The sequence below is a fragment of the Streptomyces sp. NPDC012510 genome (assembly GCF_042955065.1).
GTDB lineage: Bacteria > Actinomycetota > Actinomycetes > Streptomycetales > Streptomycetaceae > Streptomyces.
The window spans coordinates 1-1,940 of record NZ_JBIBEN010000070.1; the positions used below are offsets into that span (position 1 = coordinate 1).

The following is a 1,940-nucleotide window of genomic DNA, read 5'->3' on the forward strand; positions in this document are numbered from 1 at the left end:
TACTCCAGCTGTAGATCTTGATCACGACTGTTGGAGGGCCTGACGTTGGTAGTGGCTGCTCCGTGCACGGGCCTGGTGTCGTCGGCGCCAGCATGACCAACTGAGCCAGTGCGCCAGGCCGCGTGGTTGCGGTGCGGCGAAGGCGGTGAAGAGACGTTGGATCTCGCCGCAGGTCAGCGGGGCGAGCCCTGGCGGCGTGGTCACAGTGGTCCGTTCGATGGCGGCCGTGACCACGAGGAATGCGTGCGCGAGCATGGCCAGCGTGGTCCAGCGATGCCAGGAGGTCCAGCGGCGGACCTGGTGCTCGTCCAGGCCGGTCAGGCCCTTCGCGGACTGGAAGGTCTCCTCCACCGTCCAGCGGCGTCCGGCCACCCTGACCAGGGCGCTCAAAGGAACGGGTCCAGCCGAGTAGCAACGGTAGAAGGCGAGTTCGCCGGTGCGCCGGTTGCGTCGAATGAGCAACGACCGGTGACCCGTGCTGCTCGCCGGGCTGTCGATCTCTACTTGGGCCCAGTCGTAGAAGCGGTGACCTTTGGCGCCGTCTCCGGCTGAGAGTCGCTGCCATGCAGCCTTCGGGAGGCAGTGGGCCAGCATGCCGGCCGTGAAGACGCCCGCGCGGGTCGGGATCGGTCGCTTGCGTGAGACGGCGAGGACGTAGCCGACCTGACGGCGCTCCAGTTCGGCGCTCAGGTGGGGGTCGCCGCCGTAGACCTCGTCGCCGGTAACCCATGAGGCCGTGACGCCGGCGTCCAGGGCGTGGGTGATCATCTCGGTGGCCAGGGCGGGCTTGGTGGCGAACCCCGTGTGGTCCGGGATGCCTGCGGCCCGGCACCGGTCGGGGTCCTGAGTCCAGGAGCGTGGGATGTAGAGGCGCCGGTCGATGGCAGCGTGCCCGACCGGGGTGGAGTAGACGAGGTAGACGGCGACCTGGGCGTTTTCGATTCGCCCCGCGGTCCCGGTGTACTGGCGTTGCACCCCGACGCTCGCGGTGCCCTTCTTCAGGTCACCGGTCTCGTCCACAACCAGGACAGCGTCCTGGTTGCCGAGGTGCTCAACCACGAAGTCCCGTATGTCGTCGCGGACTCCGTCGGCGTCCCAGGACGCGCGGCTGAGCAGGTGCTGCATACCGGCCGGACTGCTGTCACCGGCATGCTCCGCGATCGTCCAGCAGTTCTTCCGCGGCAACTCTGCCAGCAGGCCCAGCACGAAGGCCCGTGCCCTGCGACGCGGCTCGACCCGGGCGAACCGCCTCGCCACCCTCGCCATCAGGTCGTCGAACACCGGCTGCCACCGGGCAGGGTCTACGCTGTGGCCCACGGCCATCGGCTGATCTTCGTCTGTCCACACAACCGACGATGATCAACGGTGGCCGTGCCCTTTCTACGCCACCCAGCAGTACAGGTTCTCGTCTCCCTCGCGGACGGCACGGGCCAGGCCGGCCAAGCCATTCAGGATCCACACGGCGATCTCGGGGTCGAAGACCTCGCCGTCTGCCGCCCGCTCGGCCACCCACAGCCGGCTGACTTCAGCGAGCCGGTGCTCGACGGCAGTGCACAGGGCATATCGAAGGGTGCCGGAGACGGCGAGGACGAGCGGACCCTCGCCGTCGTCCGGGACGACAACAGTCTCGGGAACATCGTCGTCAAGGATTTCCTCAAAGCTCCGACCGGTGAAGATGCCCTCCCACTCGATCAGAGCCTCCTCGACGTCGAAGTTGCCGAAGGTCAGGGACTCGAAGACCCCGTCGGGACCACCCTCCGCGACAGCAGCGGCAGCTTCGGCGTCCGGTGCCACGAAGAACTTGATGACGATGCTCACCGGGGCATAGTGCCTGTTCCACCGGGCCCGGTCTACCTGCCAGCGGCCAGCAGAAGCCGACCTACCGACCGGAGATGCTGTCCGCCCACAGGCCAAGATCAAGATCTACAGCTGGAGTACTA

General features: G+C 67.5%; 2 protein-coding genes. Both read right to left on the reverse strand.

Annotated features, from left to right (window positions below; all coding sequences use genetic code 11):
- Nucleotides 1-21: 21 nt before the first annotated feature.
- Entirely contained in the window at nt 22-1,266 is a 1,245-nt protein-coding gene (locus ACFY9I_RS42310; RefSeq protein WP_391012818.1) for an IS701 family transposase, read from the reverse strand.
- 114 nt (nt 1,267-1,380) lie between these two features.
- On the reverse strand, nt 1,381-1,818 hold the full coding sequence (locus ACFY9I_RS42315) for a hypothetical protein (RefSeq protein WP_391012815.1): 438 nt from the start codon (nt 1,816-1,818) through the stop codon (nt 1,381-1,383).
- Between the last annotated feature and the right edge of the window lie 122 nt (nt 1,819-1,940).

What these genes read in the sequence shown, in the direction of transcription:
- ACFY9I_RS42310 (WP_391012818.1), bottom strand. Translation starts at nt 1,266, where the DNA reads ATGGCGAGGGTGGCGAGGCGGTTCGCCCGGGTCGAGCCGCGTCGCAGG.